Raw genomic sequence first — 15,861 nt, forward strand, 5'->3', positions numbered from 1 at the left:
ACAAGAATGAAAGGAGAACAGCCATGCCGGTAACGCTGGAAGTAAAGAATCACGTCGCGTACGTCACCCTGAACCGCCCGGAAGCGATGAACTCGCTCGACCCCGAATCCATTGCCGATCTGGCCGAAATCTGGACGCGCGTGCGCACCGACCCCGACATCCGTGTGGCCATGCTGACCGGCGCGGGCGAAAAGTCGTTCTGCACCGGCACCGACATGAAGAAGGCGCCGCCGCCGACCGAGTGCATGGCGGCGACCTATCTGCGCGAAGGCCAGCCCCTGCTGCCGCACATGAAGATGTGGAAACCGATCATCGCTGCGATCAACGGCTACGCCGTGGGCGGCGGGCTCGAAATGGCGCTCGCGTGCGACCTGCGCATCGCGTCGTCGAACGCCAAGTTCGGTCTGACCGAAGTCAAGGTCGCGAGCCTCGCCGGGCTGAACGGCACGCAGGCGCTGCCGCGCGCGATCCCGCAAGCGGTGGCGATGAAGATGCTGCTGACGGGCGAGATGATCTCCGCCGACGAGGCGCTGCGTTATGGACTCGTCAGCGACGTGGTCGAGCCGTCGGAGCTCGCCGGGCTCGCCCGCACGTATGCGGAGAAGATCGCCGCTGCGGCGCCCTTGAGCGTGCAGGCGACCAAGCAGGCCGCAGTGCTCGGCAAGGACCTGCCGCTCGAGCATGGCATCCTGTACTCGCACCTGCTGTGGGGCGTGCTGCGCGACACCGAGGATCGCAAGGAAGGCTTCAAGGCCTTCGGCGAACGGCGCGCGCCGGAGTTCCGAGGCGCCTGAGCGGCGACGCGACGTGAGGGCGGGGCGGGGCGGCGAAGGCCGCTCCGCATGCGGGAGACACATCATGCGTCTGAGCAGCAGTTTCGACGACAACCGGCGCCTGCCGGACAGCCACGCGTTCGCGGTAGCGGACGCCGAACGCCGTTTCCGCTTCGGCGCCAACCGCAGCCCGGCCTTCACGTGGAACGAGCCGCCGGCCAGCACACGCTCCTTCGTGCTCACGTGTCACGATCCGGACGTGCCGAGCCGTTTCGAGCACATCAACCGCGACGACATCGTGATTCCCGAGTCGATGCCGCGCGTCGACTTCTTCCACTGGGTGCTCGTCGACCTGCCGCCCGCGTACCGCGGCGTCGCCGAGGGGAAATTCTCCGACGGTGTCATGCCGCGTGGAAAGCCGGGCCCCGCAGCGCGGCACGGCGCCCGGCACGGGCTCAACGACTTCACGCGCGGCTTCGCCGGCGACGCGCACATGGCGGGGCTGTACTACGGATACGACGGCCCATGCCCACCATGGAACGACGAGCGCGTGCACCGCTACGTGTTCACGCTGTATGCCGTCGATCTGGAGCGTTGCCCGGTCGAAGGGCGATTCACGGGGCCCGACGTGCTGCGGGCGATCGACGGGCATGTGCTCGGCGAGGCCTCGCTGACGGGGCGCTATACGCTCAACCCGCAGTGCAGGGCCGACTGAGGGTAACCGTCCGGTAATCGCTGGGCGGACGCTTACAGTTCGCCAGGGAAGATTTTCAGATCGACGCCCTTCAGTGCGTTGATAGGTCCGTAACTGCTCTCCAGGCCTTTGATCGTCAGCAGAGGGGACATCTTGCCAATGATGGCCGATGGCGTCACCGACGCGTCGAGATGGGCGCTGAAGCCGACGGACTCCGGCGCCAGCGCAGGTGGTTGCTGCCTGACTCAAACAAAACGGCCTCCGCGAAACCCGGTGCGATTCAGATCGCGCTGTCGACGAGTTGCGTGAACTGGCAAATATGGGCAAGCTCGACCGGGACTGTATCGAAGCTTTGTGCGAAGACCTCGGCGAAATCGCAAACGTGCAACTCGAATTCGCGGATTAGATTCGAGCTTCGATCCCGACAATCGGCGGGCTGCGAGCATGGCAACTGACGAACCTCCAGGAAGGAGGACCGAGATGTGCCCTGCGTGTTGCCGACGAAGCGCCGGGTCGGTGAACCGGCCGTCGGTTCCGTGTCCGTCGCGGTAGTGAAGATTCCGGCGGCCTGCGCCACCGCGCTTGGCCGCCTCTGCAATACATGGAGCCTCAAATGAATTCTCCCATGCTGACACCCTCGGTAGTGTCGCTGCCCTTGATGGATCCTGTCGGTTACGTCTGCTCCGCCTTCGACTACTGGCGCGATGCGATGGAGCGCAGCCTTCTCTTCCTGGACGTCATGCGTCACCGCGGAAATCAGTACCTTGAGCACATCGCCAAGACCAAGCCCAGCGTGCTCGGCTTCGACACTGAGGTGCTGATCGACGGCCGCGAACTGCCGAGGCCGGTGAATTACGAGCTGCTGCGCATTTCGCCGCCGGCGGGCATTGCGATCGATCCGCACAAGCGCCCCTTCGTCGTCGTCGATCCGCGCGCCGGACACGGCCCCGGCATCGGCGGCTTCAAGCCCGACAGCGAGATCGGCGTTGCGCTGCGCGCTGGCCATCCGTGCTACTTCGTCGGCTTTCTGCCCTACCCACAACCGGGCCAGACTGTCGGGGATGTGGTCGAGGCGGAGATCGCCTTCCTGCGCCACGTCATCGAACGTCACCCGAAGATTTCGGAAAAGCCCATAGTGGTTGGTAACTGCCAGGCCGGCTGGCAGATCATGATGGCCGCGGCGCTTGAGCCCGACCTCTTCGGTCCCATCCTCATCGCCGGCTCGCCGCTGTCCTATTGGGCGGGCGAGCGCGGCAAGGCGCCAATGCGTTACATCGGCGGGCTGGCGGGCGGTAGCTGGGTGACCGCGCTGCTGAGCGACCTCGGCGCGGGGCTGTTCGATGGCGCCTGGTTGGTACATAACTTCGAGAACCTCAACCCTGCGAACACCTGGTGGACCAAGCAGTACCGCGTATTTGCGAACGTCAACACGGAAGCCTCCCGCTATCTCGAGTTCGAGCGTTGGTGGGGAGGCCACGTCGTGCTCGGCGGCGAGGAGATCCAGTACATTGTCGACAACCTCTTCGTCGGCAACCGGTTGTCGACGGCCCAACTCGTGACCTCCGACGGGCGCCGCATCGACCTGCGCAACGTGCGCTCGCCGATCGTCGTCTTCTGCTCGCGCGGTGACGACATCACCCCGCCGCCGCAGGCGCTGGGCTGGATCCGCGACCTCTACGAGGGTGTGGACGGCATAGTCGCGAACGAGCAGACGATCGTCTATTGCGTCCATGACAGCACCGGCCACCTCGGCATCTTCGTGTCCGGCAGTGTCTCGCGCAAGGAACACACCGAGTTCACGGCCAACATGGACTACATCGACGTGCTGCCGCCGGGCCTCTATGAGACTTCGATCTCGCGCGCCGACGAGCGTCCCGACGCCGGGCTGATCGAACGCGAGTACCTGCTCGAATTCACGCCGCGCACCATAGCCGAGCTCGACCGCGAGGTGCAGCACGTGCCCGAGGACGACGTCCGCTTCGCCACGGCGGCGCGCATCTCCGAAATCAACCTCGGCCTCTACCGCCTGTTCGTGCAACCGTGGGTGCGCGCTCTGGCGACGCCCGATACGGCGACGTGGTTGCGCCGCATGCATCCCAATCGCCTCGGTTACCGGCTGCTGTCGGACAACAATCCGCTAATGGCGCCGATCGCGGCGCTGGCGGAGAAGGTGCGCGCAGACCACCACCCGGTAGCGGGGGACAATCCCTGGCGTGTCGGCGAGGGCCGCCTGTCCGGGCAGATCGCCGGCGTCCTCGACGCCTGGCGTGATTGGCGCGATCGCGCGAGCGAGCAACTGTTCCTGCTGGTTTATGGTCAGCCGCTGCTGCAGGCGGTGGTGGGGCTCGGTACCGGCCATCCGCCGCGCCGCCGCCCGGGCGGGGAACCGGAGCACCGCCGCTTCGTCGAACGCCGCCAGGCCGAGCTGCGTGCGCGCGTCGCCGAGGGTGGCCCCCATGAGGCGGCGATGCGCTCGACGATCTACGTGCTCGGCGGCGCCCCGGCGACCGACGAGCGCAACTTCAAGCGCATGCGCGCCTCGCGCGCCGAGCTCGAGCCGCGCAGCACGCTCGCCGATTTCAAGCACCTGTTGCGCGAGCAGTTCTTCATCCTGAAGAGCGACCGCGAGGCGGCGCTGGAGGCGATTCCGACGCTGCTCAAGGGGCTCACCGCCGCCGAGATCGACGCGCAGCTTGAGCATATCCGGCACGTGCTGGCGGCGAGTGGCGACCTCAGCGCACACGCGGCCGATCGCTTCGCGCGCATCGAAGCACTGTTCGTGCGCGCCCGCTCCGAAGCCTCCGCCGAGGCGGATGAAGACGCCACGATGAAGCGCAGTCGCCCCTCGGTTCGGAAGGCGAGCGGCAGCGCCCCGCAACGGCGGCGTCGCAAGACGGACGAAGCATGAAACCGTTCCGTTCAAGGAGGTAGGTGTCCGGCACACCCTGCGAGCCGCCTGTCCGCCGACGGCGCAAGGCCGTCAAACCGAGCCTGTAGGGCAGGTGCGATGCTGCGCGCTATCCCGACAGGCTTGCGGTGGTGAGAATCCGCGCCTTGCTGCGCGAAGTCTCTACGCGGCCGCGGAACTGGTCGGCTTGCCGCTGCACCCCTATAGCCAGCCGAAGTACGTGACCTGCCTGGACCTGGGCCCCTGGGGCGCCCTCTGCACCGAGGGCTGGGACCAGCAGATCTCGTTGGTGCGGGAGGACGCCAAATCGCTCAAGCGCGAAATCACGACCAAATGGATTTATCCGCCGGCCCCGGATCGCGAGGCCGCTTTCGCGGTCGCCAATCCCGATTTCGTCATCGTGCCGTGAGCGCGCCCGGAATCCTTCGTATGCCTGGCGCGGTTATCGCGCCCAGACGATCTTGCCGCCGATCAGCGTCATGACGACCTGCGCGCGCGCGAGATCGTCGGCCGTCGCCCATGCCTCAGCACCTTCGACCAGGACCAGGTCGGCGCGCCGGCCCGCGGCGATCGTTCCCGTCACATCCTCCTCTCCGGCCGCGTACGCGCCGCCCCAAGTATAGAGGCGCAGCGCGTCGGCGAGGGGGATCGCTTCCTCGGGTGCAACGCAGTATCCCCCAGCGTCACGTCGCGTGACGGTCGCTTTCAGGCCTTCGAGCGGTGCGCAGGGGACGAGCGGCGCGTCGGAGCCGAACGCGAGCGGGATGCCGTGATGCAGGAACGAACGGAATGGAAACAGCGGGGGCCGTGCCGGGTCCGGTGCGCACGCGTGCAGCGCGGGCGCGGCCAGCGGCAGCAGGGCGGGCTGCGCGACGACGACCGCACGGCTCGCGGCGACGCGGTCCATCCATTCGGGCGGGCAGACCGGACAGTGTTCGAAGCGCGGGCGCAGGCGGGGCGCGAGGCCGGCGGCGTCGAGCCACGCAAGCGTGTTCAGCGAGCGGTCGAGCAGCGTGGGGTCCGGCACGTGGAAGGCGAGCTGGAAGCCGGCGCCGTGGGCCGCCAGCGCGACCGCGTCGAGCAGATCCTGCGGCGGGTTCGGATCGCCCGTGCTTTCGTCGAGGGCGATTTTTGCTGCGCCCAGGCGCAGCGCGCCGGGCGGGCAGTCGGGATGGGCGCTGCCGGTACGCATCCCCGACGCGGCGAACTCGGCAACGCTGCCGGCGCCCGCGCACAGCGATACGCGCGGGCTGACGAGGCCGCGGCGCTTGTAATCGGCCATCGCGTGCCAGTGCGCCGGCGTGTTCGACCAGCTCGTGTCCTGCAGCGACGTGATGCCGGATTCGAGGAAGATGCGGTCGGCGGTGCGCAGACCCGCTTCGATCTCATCGGAGGCAAGGGGTGGGATTGCGGCGGCCACCTGCGCATGGTTGCCCGAGACGATGCCGTTGAGGCGGCCGGTTGTTGGATCGCGGTGTACGCTTCCCGCATCGGATGACTCCGCCGTTTCGTCGATGCCGCACAGCGCCAGTGCCCGGCTGTTGAGCACGCAGTGCTGCCCGGCGTGCTCCACCACGATCACCGGCTGGCCCGGGGCGGCGAGGTCGAGTTCCCAGCGCGTCGGCAGCCGTTGCTCGGCGAGGCGGGCCGGGTCGCAGTTGGCCGCCCGCAGCCAGTGCCCGTAACCCGTCGCGGCCGCACGGGATCGTAGTGCGTCGATGAGGCCGGCGATGTCGCGCAGCGGCGAGCAATCGATGTAGCGCGTCGTCATCGCAAAGGCGACCGGATGGCAATGCGCGTCGTTGAATCCGGGAATGACGGTCGCGCCCCGGCAATCGACGAGTTTCGTGTGCGGCCCGGCGAGGGTGGGGCGCGCGGCGCGCGCGCCGACGTAAAGGATTCGCCCGTCGCGGATCGCGATCAGGTCGGCACCGCGCCTGCCCGCGAGGCGTTCCGGCGTGAAGGCGGCGAGGTTGTCGAGGATCAGGTCGGCGTTCATTGCGCGCCGGCGGCGGCCGCCTCGCGCCGTTTCACGGTCAGGTAGTACTTGAGGGCTTCGCGCAGGCCGGTGCGGAACGGGGTGTGCTGGAAGTCGAACAGGCGGTCGATCTTTGCGCCGTCATAGACCAGATCCTCGTCGATGGGAAAGGGCAGCGGAAGCTGCCGGCGCGCGATCTCGGCGGCAGGCAATCTCAGCGTTTCGACCGTCTTGCCGGTGATTTCGCCCAGCACTTCCACGATGCGGGCGTAGGACACGCGCTCGCCCGAGGCCAGATTGAAGGTTTCGCCGAACGCGCGCGGCTCGCTGATGCACTGCCAGACCAAATGCGCCATGTCGACGACCCAGATGAAGTTGAACACGGACGTATCCGGTTCGGGAACGATGATCGATTCCTGGTTGCGCAGGCGGTCGAAAAAGTAAGTCTCGCGCGGCGCGTAGTTGTAATAGCCATAGACGATGGCCGGCCGCAGCACCGTCAGCGCGATCCCGCGTCGCTCGCAGGCACGCTGCGCGGCCTGCTCGGCGAGGCACTTTTGATAACCGTAATCGGCGTATTCGCCCAATTCCGGCTGCGGACCGTCGAGGGTCGGGGCGTTTTCGTCGTGGGGCAGGCGCCCCGTCTTGCGGTATACCGTGGTGGTGCTGATCAGCAGGTACTGGCGCACCGTGCCGCGCAGGTTGTCGAGCAGGGTCTCCACATGCGCCGGGGTGTAGGCGCAAAAATCGACGACGGCGTCCCAGTCGGCGGCCGGAATCGCATCGCGCAGCTCGCGGGCCCGCTCACGGTCGCCGACGTGCTCGGTGACGCCGTCCATGCGCAGGGGCAGATTGCCGCGGTTGAACACGTGGATCTCCGCGCCCGGCATCTTCAGCGCTTCCTCGACGAAGACGCGGCCGCAGAAATAGCTGCCGCCGATCACCAGTACGCGTTTTGCCATGATGGATCTCCGTAATTTCGGCGCGGCAGCCCTTGCGGCCGTTCACCCGATGAGTACGCTCAGGCGCCGCAGGGCCGGATCCTCGATGCGCTGGTGAATGAGCGGGCCGTGATCGGCGAGAAAGGGGCTGTCGGAACCGGTCAGCCCTTCGGCCTGCAGTTCGGCCACGGCCGCCGCGCACAGCGCATCGATATGGGCGCGCTTCTCGTCCGCATCCGCCGACGACATCATCGCGGCGATCCGCTCATGCACGAAGCATCCCAGCTGCGGCAGCCCAGGCAGGCCGCGGTGGCGCCACTTGTAATACGGCGCATAGCGACGGTTCAGCAGATAGACCAAGGACATCAGGTCGTTGCAGAACGAGGTTTCCGCATATTGCGCGGAGAACGCTTCGCCACGGACCAGCGCGCGCGTGAAGTTGTACTGGCCCGCCTGGCCGATCGACATGCAGCGGGCCGCAATCTTCGCGAGCCGGACATCCTCGGGATAGAACGCCAGCAGCCGTCGCCGGCGCTGCGAGAAATCGTCGAGCGGGTCGTGGAAGACGCGTCCGGAAGTGCAGGCCGCGAGATACTTTTCCGGGATGCGCAGCCAATCGAAGAGCGTCTGCGGGCCGTCCGGATGGCCGAGGTACTGCTTGTACCAGGCGCCGGTTTCGAGCACGCCGACGCGCCCGACGCCCCATTCGGTGTTCGAGCGCGCGAATCCGGCGAAGAACTTCGGCAGACGCTCGTAGGCTTGCTGCAGCGACGCGCCGATCTCGTCGTAATCCTCATCGCTCAGCCACAGACAGAATCCCGGCCCCCAGTCGTGGTCGTGCGACTGCTCGTCGTCGAAGCCGAGACAGTCCGAGCCGTCGCCGGCGAGCCCGGCCGCGACGCGCTCGCGCCAGGCGGCGAATTCCCCGGCTAGCAGGTCCCGGCCGTAGCGGTCGAAATAGCGCTCCGCGAGCGTCAGCCCGTTCACGGCGCGACCGCGTAGTCGATCACATCGACCGCTTCGCTGCTGGTAAAAGCCTGCGCGGCAATTAGCGCATTCAGCCGGCGGCCCACCTCGGCATCGACGTATTTCTCGCCGCACTGTTCGCACAGGCCGGCAGGAACCTTCTTGATGACGTAGAGGCGGCCTTCGAGGCGGTAGTCGAAATTGCCGACAGTCACCTGCTTGATGGCGCCGCCGCAGAAATAACAGGTCGTGGTCGAATCGGACATCGCCGGATCTCCGGGGGAACGCTGCAGGGCCGTGCGCCAGAAAGGGGGCGCGGGCACGTAGGCATGGATGACCGCGAGCCAGCCGTCGGTGCGTGGCGCTGCGACTGCATGCACCGGTTTGCGGTCGTGGACGGCGCACAGGAGGTAGGCCGGATCCCGCCCGGGGTGCCGGTGTTCCTCGATGAGGCGGCCGGTGCGCAGGGCTGTTTCGATCTGCGGCACGGCGATGTGCCCGGCCATCAGCGAACGGATCACGTGCTCGGACAGGACGTAGCGCGACTCGCCGGCGCGTGCGGCGATCCACGCGGTTTCTCGGTCGGGGGCGGGAAGGGGCATAGGCAAAGCGGCGTCAGGGCCTTCAGCAGGTTGAGGGTCGAACGCGGTTCGGGCTATTGATAGACGCCGGTGAAAATTTCATTCTCGTCGGCGAACATTTTCTTGAACTTCGCACGTGCATCGGCGCGTACGCGTTCAGCTTGTTCATGATCCAGCCCGCGTCCCTGGATCCATTTTTCCAGATTGACGCCGCCGGGCAGCCATTTCTCCAGCGTCTCCCGTTCGTACATCCATGCCTTGTCCATGACGCCCAACGCGGCCAGGATTTCCCAAACCTCGTCCTTGGTTTCATCGTGGCAATAGACACACATGACGCAGCGGTTGAGCTGGAATTCAGTGATCAGCTTGCGGTCGTATTTGACCGCGGGAATCTTCTTTTCCTCGACATAAGGGTCCAGCTTCCTTGCCAGTTCCTCGACTTCCTCGCGCAGGCCGAACACAAGCCATTTTCCCCAATGTTCCAGATATTGCTTGTTGGTCAGCGGTTCGCCGCGCAGGTTGATGTAGTTGTAACGGTACTCGACGTGATCCAGAGGAACGACGAAGATGAAATGCGATTCCGGCCGGTCGACGATCATGTGACGCCCCCTTTCAGCCTCCGGCAATGGCCGGAATCACGTTGACGACATCGCCTGCGTCGAGTCTGGTGTTCATGCCATCCAGATGTACGGCGTTTCGGCCATTGATGAAGAATACGAACTGGGGCGAGATGCCTCCGCTGTCGTTCGTCAGTGCCGCGGCGAAGCCGGGATTGTGCTGGTCGATCAAGCTGATCAACGTGGCGACCGTGGCATTCGCCGGTGTATCGATGGCAAGCTCGCTTTGTTTGATGCCCAATACGCCGAGCAGATTCAGCCTGACGTCGATGTTCATGCCGTCTCTCCGTATTTCAATACGCTCTCGGCGTGATCCAGGTCGCGATAGCCGTTCTTGCATACCAGTCGACGCAGGGCCTCGAGCGCGAGATTGCGATTGGCGGCGACGGCTGCCTCGATATTCTCGAAATACAGCTGCAATGTATGATCGCCGTAGGTTTCCAGTTCGCAGCCCAGATAGATTCCGAAGTTCCGGCCGTCGCCGGTTTCATCCATGCTGCGGCAACATCGCCGATAAAGGGCGGGATAGCGACGTCCCAACTCTTCCTGCCAATTGCTTTCCATCGTGACGATGATGTCGATCAACGGGCTGTTTGACAGTGGTGGAATCAGGTTGTCCATGCGCGCGTATTTTTCCGCAAGCAGGTTGCGGCCGACCGCCTCGGCCTGTTCCAGATCGGCAAGATAGGAGGCGAGCATCGGTTGCGTCCACGTCTCGAACAGACTGGAGCGGATCGTCTTGAAGTTGTCTGGAGCGCTCTGACAGGGGGCGTGCCGCGCGCTCCTGACGCGGACGAACATCTGCCATTCGGCTTCCAGCACGTGGTCGAGCAAGGACGAGTTCACTTCTGTGGCGTCCTCGATTCACGCATTTCACTGATGATCAACTCGCCAAACAACTTCGGCAATTGTTCGGTCTTGTCGACGAACTTCACGAGAGTGCCGTATTCGTCCCGTAGCGATTGCTTTGCGGACAGACTGCAACTGATGCCGAGCGTGAGCAGGCTGATACCGTTGCCCTTGCAATACTTGATGGCATCCGCCACGCCACACCCCCAATTCGAGGCGCCGTCGGTGATGTGGATCAGCAGCGTTTTTTTCCCCGGCGTGCGGGTATTCAATGCCGTGGCGATGATGGCTTCGCCGGAAGCAGTCCTTCCGTGCGGCAGCACCGTCAGCATGCGGCCACCACGATAGATCTCGGTGATGCGGCACGCGTTCTTGACATCGTTGTAGGCGAATAGTCGCGCGTTGCTAGTGTATTCCAGAATCGCGGTGAACAGCGTCTGGTAGATCATTTCCGCCTGGTCCCATTGCGTCGGGTCGGCCATCGACCCCGTCGCGTCCACCAGCAGTACGACATTCTTGCGCATGTCGAACTCATGATTCTTTTGTTGGAACACTGCGCCGGTGGTGTGGGCGCGGTAAAGCCGCCGACTATGAATCTTCCCCGAACTGAGGCCGCGGTTGAAGACGTTTCGGCGGTCGGTGGCGTTCCGCACGACTTGCTCCAGCTTGTGCAGCAGGTGGCGATCGACGCGGTTGCGCGCGAGCATCACGATGTCGTTGCCCTCGACACGCGCGACGTTCTCGAAGTTTGCGACGTTGCCCTTGATCTGATCGGTGAAATCGCGGTTCTTCTGCGGCAGCGCCGCCTCGATCAGGTTGGCGTAATTGACGATGGTGGCCTTGACTGCTGCTTGCTCCGCCTCTTCCTGGGCCAGTTCATCATCGCCCATGTCGGGGATCATGAAACGATCGCTGCGATCCCCGGGCCAGAAGCGGATGTTTTTGAGCACTTCGCACCAGAGTTTTTCATAGAGATCAAGGCGGAAATCGCGCCGATCGCTGACGCTCGAGAGCGCCGGGCAGTCGTGGCGCAGGGCGGGCACGATGCTGTTCATGGTCTGCATCGGCTTGCTGTAATACTGGTCCAGGCTACCCCGCATCACCAGGCCACCCAGGGTGAGATCGCTGTGACCCTGCTTGTAGAGTTCCGGGTCGCGATGGGCCGCCAAGCGCCACCACAGGTGCAACATCTCGGAGAGGGTGGGCGGCTTGATCAGGCTCTTCAGCGTCTTGACGATACGCCAGTCACGCGCCACCTCGGCGTAGTAACCGAGCACGCTCTTGTTGGCCAGGCCGTCGACGTAGACGGACTCGCAAAGGGTGAAGAACATGTCGAACTTGTATTCGTACTGCGTCGGGGGCTGGACGCGCAGCCTGAGCATCTCGCGCAGACGCTCTGACCACTCGACACGCTTGTACGCCTCTTGCACCATGATGCCGACCATCAGATCGGTTTTTCCCGCCGGAACCGGATACGTGCCCATGATCGGGGTTGGATCGAGGGCGAGCGCATTGTCGAGTTCCATTCCCGACCAGACGATTTCGCCGACGTTGCGTCCGATGAAGGTCGACAGTTTGCGAATCGCGACCAATAGCTTCACCAACTCGACGGACTCGATCGGGGATTTGTCGCGACGCCAGAAGTCCGAATAGCCTTCCTCACCTGGGATGACGAAGCGCTTGACGTCTCCCGCGCTGTTCATCAGCCGAAGTGTGGTGTCCTTGTTCTTGGCCATGGAAAACCTTAGGCGGCAATGTACTGAACGTATTCGGTCTTGCTCTTTTCCACCTTCCCCAGATTGACGTGCAGCGACAGCAAAACCGACTCGAGCGTCTTCTTGTCGGTTTGGAGACTCGTCACGATGGCCTCGCGCAGCGTACCTCCGGCGGCGATCATCTCGCCGAGCATCAGAATCTTGCGTGTGGAAACGTCGACGCCGAGGTCGGCATTGGCGCGAATGCTGTTCGCCACCGTGATGATTTCCCTGGCCTGCTCGTTTGTTACGCCGGTCTTCTTTTCCAGCACCTCCATTTCGACTTCGTTCGGCAGAAAATCCATGGTCGTGACATAGAAGCGGTCGCGCAGGGCCGGGTCGAGTAGCTCCGTGCCGACGAATTCGGCGCCCTCGTTCAGCGTCGCGAAGAAAACGACCCCGGGCGCCACTTGCAGCAGGCCCAGTTCGTCCATCCATACCTGTCGATCATCGGAGAGGATGGAGAACAGCATGTTCAACGCCTTCGGGTGTTCGGGGCGATTGATCTCCTCAAGATGGATGACGCAGTTGGGCGTCTGGATGGCCTGAGGGAAGAGGAACTGCTTGTAGCGCGTTTCCCCGTTCTCCAGCGCGTATTCACCAAACAATTGTCCCGGCTCGGACAGGATGCCGATCTGAAAGGTCGCCAGCGGCAGCCTGTTGACGGCGGCGTATTGCCGCACCAGAGAGGACTTGCCGCAGCCCTGTTTGCCGACCACCAAGACGTTGACGGGGTGCTTTTTGGATATCTTGGCGAATTTATCGAGAAAGCTCTGGTTTTCCGTACTTACATAGTAGTAGGGGTCCACTTCCGGGATGAACAAGCCATTTGTGCTAGGAGAGGTTTTCATGATCTATCGTCAACGCGGTCGGGAGGTAAGCCACTTCTGTCCGGTGTTCAGACGTGGTCGCGGAAGCTCAGTTTGCCTTCCTCATGCCTGGAGCAGGTCGTGTTCTCGACGTCCCTAAGCCAGCGTTTCCAGACTCCGCCCATGGCGTGGCGGTTGGCGGTGCACTGCCCACGGTGCGGATCGGTGGGGTCAGGGGTTTGCCACTTGCAGATCCGGCAGGGCTTCGCTGTGCCGACTTCGGTATACGGCTGGTTTTGCAAGCTCTTTTCCGCTTCCATGTTATGGCTCCAATATATTTGGTTTGACTATGGGTGGAGGGGCGCAGAACGCTGCCCCTCCGTTTGGCTGCTTTTTTCAGATTTCGACGTTTAGGAATTCGAGATCGGACGCGCTGAAGTCCTGTTCCTGACGGGCAATGATGGTGTTCTGCCCATAGGTTGGAAGGTCGACGAACCGGGCGCTGTAGCCGGACACGCGAACGATGAGATCATTGTGCTTCTCTGGTTCGCGCTGCGCCGCGCGCATTTCGTCGGTGCTGACGACGTTGAACTGAACATGATCGATGTTCAGTTCGTGCCAGGTCTTCATGTACGCGTTCCAGATCTCGAAACCGTGCTTGGAGCGCATGATGGGTACCGACAAGCGCTGGTTCAGCAGATTGGCCTTCTGGTTCTTCTGCACCTTGGACACCGAGCGCAACACCGCTGTCGGGCCTTTCTTGTCGGTGCCCATGTAGGGAGAAATGCCACCGTCGTCAGCCGCTTCGCCGCCGAAGCGGCCGTCGGGCGTCGGGCCCATGCGCGAACCCACTTCCATGTACATGCCGACAGCCTGACCGGTCGGCAGGACCGGGCCACCAGAGTAGTTGGTGATCTTGCGCAATTCGCCGCCGATGACTTCCTCGTAGAATCGGGAGACGATGCTGTCGGCGTATTCGTCGTCGTTGCCCCACTTTGGCGCGCGCTTGAAGTCGACGCGCATTTCCTCGAAGCCTTCCCAGTTCGCCTTCAGTGCCTGGCTGAGTTGTTCCAGGGTGTACTTCTTCTCCTCGAACACCAGCTTCTTGATCGCCACGAGGGAGTTCGCCGCGACGACCGTCGTGACCTCGTTGTGCCAGGCGTTGGGTTGTTCGGACAGGGCGCAAGCGTCCATGCCGAATTCCATGCAGCCGTCGTCGATTGCCGACACGAAAGGTAACTGCAGGTAGCGCTGCTCGAAGTAGCGCGACACGTCCTTGGTGCTGATGCCAAGGTTGATCGCGTATTGATACTGCTTGCGGAAGGCCTCCCAGATGTCCTCGAAGGTCTTCAACGAGGAGAGTTCACCCGTCTTCGGGCCTAACTGCATGTCCGCGTACGACCAATCGTAGCCGTCGTTGAGCGTGATTTCCAGCACCTTGGCCGGGAGGACCGAACTGCCGCCTTCCGATCGGGTCTTTTGTGTCTTGCGGCGACCGTGAAGGCCGGGCGACATGCACAGCACGGTGACCCAGTTGTGGGCTTCCTCGTCGGTGGCGCCGTTGCCGTTGAGGCTGAATTTGGCATATTCCTTCATCTGCGCCGTGCCGATCTCGTCGTGCTTGATCGACGGATAGCCTAGACCGTCGCGGATGCACTCGAAAACCCATCGCAGCGTCTTTTCGCGACTCTTTTTGCTGTAGCGGAAGACGATGGAGGGCTCAGCAGTGCGGATCCGCTTGGCCGCTTCCAGGATGGCGTCGGTCATGTCGTTGCATGCGTCCTCGCCCTTGGCGTTCGTGCCGCCGACGGTGAGGATGAACAGGTCGTTCGAGCCCGGGAAGATTTCGCGATAGGCGCGCGACTTGCCGGCACCGTGCTCGGAAATCTTCAAACGTTCCATCTCGACGAGTTCCACCGCGCCCATGTGGTCCATCGGCTGGAACTTTTTGTCGATGACGGAGGCCTTGTAGTACGGCCACAGCAGGGTGTCTTCCTTCTGCGCGTAGCCGCTCGCGTAGCGCTCGATGGCGTGGCAGATCAGGAAGGTGAAGAACTTCGCCTGCATCGCGTCTTTGAGGCCCTTGCAGGGCTCGGCGGGAACGCGATGGCAGATGTCAGCAACTTCGAGCAGCTCGGCCTGACGCTTCGGATCGGTTTCAAAATTCTCGGCGACGATCCGGCACAGACGGCCTTGACGGCGCGCCCAGCTGATGACCGCCTTGCAGGCGATGACCATCGCCTTCCAGTGGTCGATCTTGGCGATGTTGTCTAGGCCCTTGGTGCCGTTCCACGGGAAGGTGGACATGTCGGCCTGGGCTTCGGCGATATGTTTCTCGGCGAGCTTGATGCGCGCCAGCAGGCCGTCCTCAAGGACGGTTTCGTAGGGCGGTACGATACTGTTGTAACCGGACGCGAAGGGGGGGGCCTCCATGCTGCTGACCTGGTACATACGGCCGAGGTCGGCCGGGTCGAAGTAGGGCTGGCACTTGCTTTGCAGGCTGTGCGGCTTCCAGTAATCATTGATCGCGGCAGCCTCGTCGGCCGGTTGAGGCGAGTAGTCGCTCCTCAGGTAGTCCTGAACCGCCATGTGGGACAATTCGGGATACAGCGGGAACATGTTCGGATCTTCGGCGTGGTAGCCGACGATGAATTCGTCCTCTTGAAGCACCAGGGTTGACTTGTTCAGAACATTCGCCAAGCCGAGCGCGCGGCGGATGACTTCCGGCTGACCCTCGCTAGCCTTGTGTGCTTCGGTCAGATAGCGCATGCGCTCGATGCCGGCCGTGACGCTCTTTTCGATGAACTCGCCGGCGGATGCATGTTTCCAGCGGCAACGCTCCTTCAGACGCTTGGTTCTCGCCGTCGACGGCTTTTGCAGATGCTCGTGCAACTCGTCGACCGGAATTTTCGCTTCTGCCGGATCTTCCGGCGTGAACTTGAGCGTATTTCCCTTGTATTCGAGAACCTTGGCGCTTGCGATGTCATTCAT

16 protein-coding genes are annotated in these 15,861 nt (G+C 63.4%); 4 read left to right on the forward strand and 12 right to left on the reverse strand.

Features of this window, described 5'->3' with window-relative positions:
* Positions 1–23: 23 nt before the first annotated feature.
* Both CDA09_RS07465 and CDA09_RS07470 read left to right on the forward strand, forming a co-directional pair.
* The gene (locus CDA09_RS07465) at positions 24–794 is read left to right on the forward strand and encodes an enoyl-CoA hydratase/isomerase family protein (RefSeq protein ID WP_121428043.1); all 771 of its coding nucleotides are present in this window, start codon (positions 24–26) and stop codon (positions 792–794) included.
* 64 nt (positions 795–858) lie between these two features.
* Positions 859–1,488 (forward strand): YbhB/YbcL family Raf kinase inhibitor-like protein, encoded by a 630-nt coding sequence (locus tag CDA09_RS07470; RefSeq protein ID WP_121428044.1) that lies wholly within the window; start codon positions 859–861, stop codon positions 1,486–1,488.
* Between the two features lie 259 nt (positions 1,489–1,747).
* Here the strand turns inward: CDA09_RS07470 and CDA09_RS07475 are convergent, their stop codons facing one another.
* Entirely contained in the window at positions 1,748–2,044 is a 297-nt protein-coding gene (locus CDA09_RS07475) for a hypothetical protein (RefSeq protein ID WP_128106537.1), read from the reverse strand.
* 36 nt (positions 2,045–2,080) lie between these two features.
* Between CDA09_RS07475 and CDA09_RS07480 the strand changes: the two genes are divergently transcribed.
* Both CDA09_RS07480 and CDA09_RS07485 read left to right on the forward strand, forming a co-directional pair.
* Positions 2,081–4,375 carry a DUF3141 domain-containing protein gene (locus CDA09_RS07480; protein ID WP_121428046.1) on the forward strand — a complete coding sequence of 765 codons (2,295 nt, stop codon included), beginning with the start codon at positions 2,081–2,083 and terminating at the stop codon, positions 4,373–4,375.
* Between the two features lie 187 nt (positions 4,376–4,562).
* Positions 4,563–4,784: a hypothetical protein gene (locus tag CDA09_RS07485; protein WP_217351289.1), complete on the forward strand. Its 222-nt coding sequence runs from the start codon at positions 4,563–4,565 to the stop codon at positions 4,782–4,784.
* A gap of 33 nt (positions 4,785–4,817) precedes the next feature.
* Here the strand turns inward: CDA09_RS07485 and CDA09_RS07490 are convergent, their stop codons facing one another.
* From CDA09_RS07490 to CDA09_RS07540, 11 genes are all read right to left on the reverse strand, one after another.
* On the reverse strand, positions 4,818–6,374 hold the full coding sequence (locus tag CDA09_RS07490; RefSeq protein WP_121428047.1) for an amidohydrolase: 1,557 nt from the start codon (positions 6,372–6,374) through the stop codon (positions 4,818–4,820).
* On the reverse strand, positions 6,371–7,315 hold the full coding sequence (locus CDA09_RS07495) for an SDR family oxidoreductase (RefSeq protein ID WP_121428048.1): 945 nt from the start codon (positions 7,313–7,315) through the stop codon (positions 6,371–6,373). Before CDA09_RS07495 ends, CDA09_RS07490 begins: the two co-directional genes overlap by 4 nt.
* Positions 7,316–7,357: 42 nt before the next feature.
* Positions 7,358–8,281 (reverse strand): DUF4037 domain-containing protein, encoded by a 924-nt coding sequence (locus tag CDA09_RS07500; protein WP_121428049.1) that lies wholly within the window; start codon positions 8,279–8,281, stop codon positions 7,358–7,360.
* Positions 8,278–8,862 carry a YgiT-type zinc finger protein gene (locus CDA09_RS07505; RefSeq protein WP_121428050.1) on the reverse strand — a complete coding sequence of 195 codons (585 nt, stop codon included), beginning with the start codon at positions 8,860–8,862 and terminating at the stop codon, positions 8,278–8,280. The genes CDA09_RS07500 and CDA09_RS07505 overlap by 4 nt, the downstream gene beginning before the upstream one ends.
* Positions 8,863–8,915: 53 nt before the next feature.
* Positions 8,916–9,440 carry a hypothetical protein gene (locus tag CDA09_RS07510; protein WP_050417939.1) on the reverse strand — a complete coding sequence of 175 codons (525 nt, stop codon included), beginning with the start codon at positions 9,438–9,440 and terminating at the stop codon, positions 8,916–8,918.
* Positions 9,441–9,453: 13 nt separating this feature from the next.
* The gene (locus tag CDA09_RS07515; RefSeq protein WP_050417938.1) at positions 9,454–9,735 is read right to left on the reverse strand and encodes a MoaD/ThiS family protein; all 282 of its coding nucleotides are present in this window, start codon (positions 9,733–9,735) and stop codon (positions 9,454–9,456) included.
* Positions 9,732–10,304, reverse strand: a complete 573-nt coding sequence (locus CDA09_RS07520; protein ID WP_050417937.1) for a DUF4125 family protein — start codon at positions 10,302–10,304, stop codon at positions 9,732–9,734. The genes CDA09_RS07515 and CDA09_RS07520 overlap by 4 nt, the downstream gene beginning before the upstream one ends.
* A complete protein-coding gene (locus tag CDA09_RS07525) occupies positions 10,301–12,043 on the reverse strand; it encodes a vWA domain-containing protein (protein ID WP_286164286.1) in 1,743 nt (580 codons plus the stop codon). Before CDA09_RS07525 ends, CDA09_RS07520 begins: the two co-directional genes overlap by 4 nt.
* Before the next feature lie 8 nt (positions 12,044–12,051).
* The gene (locus CDA09_RS07530) at positions 12,052–12,912 is read right to left on the reverse strand and encodes an AAA family ATPase (RefSeq protein WP_050417936.1); all 861 of its coding nucleotides are present in this window, start codon (positions 12,910–12,912) and stop codon (positions 12,052–12,054) included.
* A gap of 47 nt (positions 12,913–12,959) precedes the next feature.
* Positions 12,960–13,190: a benzylsuccinate synthase beta subunit family protein gene (locus tag CDA09_RS07535; protein WP_050417935.1), complete on the reverse strand. Its 231-nt coding sequence runs from the start codon at positions 13,188–13,190 to the stop codon at positions 12,960–12,962.
* A gap of 76 nt (positions 13,191–13,266) precedes the next feature.
* Positions 13,267–15,861 (reverse strand): glycyl radical protein, encoded by a 2,595-nt coding sequence (locus CDA09_RS07540; RefSeq protein ID WP_121428051.1) that lies wholly within the window; start codon positions 15,859–15,861, stop codon positions 13,267–13,269.

Source organism: Azoarcus sp. DN11, from assembly GCF_003628555.1.
In the GTDB taxonomy this organism is placed as follows: Bacteria; Pseudomonadota; Gammaproteobacteria; order Burkholderiales; family Rhodocyclaceae; genus Aromatoleum.

Excerpts from the sequence above, each read along its gene's own strand:
- CDA09_RS07510 (WP_050417939.1), bottom strand. The coding sequence starts at position 9,440 with ATGATCGTCGACCGGCCGGAATCGCATTTCATCTTCGTCGTTCCTCTG.
- CDA09_RS07530 (WP_050417936.1), bottom strand. The coding sequence starts at position 12,912 with ATGAAAACCTCTCCTAGCACAAATGGCTTGTTCATCCCGGAAGTGGAC.
- CDA09_RS07470 (WP_121428044.1), top strand. The coding sequence starts at position 859 with ATGCGTCTGAGCAGCAGTTTCGACGACAACCGGCGCCTGCCGGACAGC.
- CDA09_RS07480 (WP_121428046.1), top strand. The coding sequence starts at position 2,081 with ATGAATTCTCCCATGCTGACACCCTCGGTAGTGTCGCTGCCCTTGATG.
- CDA09_RS07525 (WP_286164286.1), bottom strand. The coding sequence starts at position 12,043 with ATGGCCAAGAACAAGGACACCACACTTCGGCTGATGAACAGCGCGGGA.
- CDA09_RS07490 (WP_121428047.1), bottom strand. The coding sequence starts at position 6,374 with ATGAACGCCGACCTGATCCTCGACAACCTCGCCGCCTTCACGCCGGAA.
- CDA09_RS07515 (WP_050417938.1), bottom strand. The coding sequence starts at position 9,735 with ATGAACATCGACGTCAGGCTGAATCTGCTCGGCGTATTGGGCATCAAA.
- CDA09_RS07540 (WP_121428051.1), bottom strand. The coding sequence starts at position 15,861 with ATGAATGACATCGCAAGCGCCAAGGTTCTCGAATACAAGGGAAATACG.
- CDA09_RS07495 (WP_121428048.1), bottom strand. The coding sequence starts at position 7,315 with ATGGCAAAACGCGTACTGGTGATCGGCGGCAGCTATTTCTGCGGCCGC.
- CDA09_RS07505 (WP_121428050.1), bottom strand. The coding sequence starts at position 8,862 with ATGCCCCTTCCCGCCCCCGACCGAGAAACCGCGTGGATCGCCGCACGC.
- CDA09_RS07465 (WP_121428043.1), top strand. The coding sequence starts at position 24 with ATGCCGGTAACGCTGGAAGTAAAGAATCACGTCGCGTACGTCACCCTG.
- CDA09_RS07535 (WP_050417935.1), bottom strand. The coding sequence starts at position 13,190 with ATGGAAGCGGAAAAGAGCTTGCAAAACCAGCCGTATACCGAAGTCGGC.